The organism is Vibrio sp. 03_296 (genome assembly GCF_002265885.1).
This window is the reverse complement of the sequence record NZ_NPKW01001221.1, coordinates 1-379: the sequence shown is the minus strand read 5'-3', so window position 1 is coordinate 379 and position 379 is coordinate 1. Positions and strand designations below refer to the sequence as shown.

1 rRNA gene is annotated in these 379 nt (G+C 52.8%); it reads left to right on the top strand.

From position 1 onward, the window contains the following. Positions 1 to 379 (top strand): 23S ribosomal RNA (locus tag CIK04_RS31125); the annotation flags it as partial.

The window sequence follows — 379 nt, the reverse complement described above, 5'->3', positions numbered from 1 at the left end:
CACGAATGGCGTAATGATGGCCACGCTGTCTCCACCCGAGACTCAGTGAAATTGAAATCGCTGTGAAGATGCAGTGTACCCGCGGCTAGACGGAAAGACCCCGTGAACCTTTACTACAGCTTGGCACTGAACATTGAACCTACATGTGTAGGATAGGTGGGAGGCTTTGAAGACGTGACGCCAGTTGCGTTGGAGCCGTCCTTGAAATACCACCCTTGTATGTTTGATGTTCTAACGTTGGCCCTATCGGGTTGCGGACAGTGCCTGGTGGGTAGTTTGACTGGGGCGGTCTCCTCCCAAAGAGTAACGGAGGAGCACGAAGGTGGGCTAATCACGGTTGGACATCGTGAGGTTAGTGCAATGGCATAAGCCCGCTTAA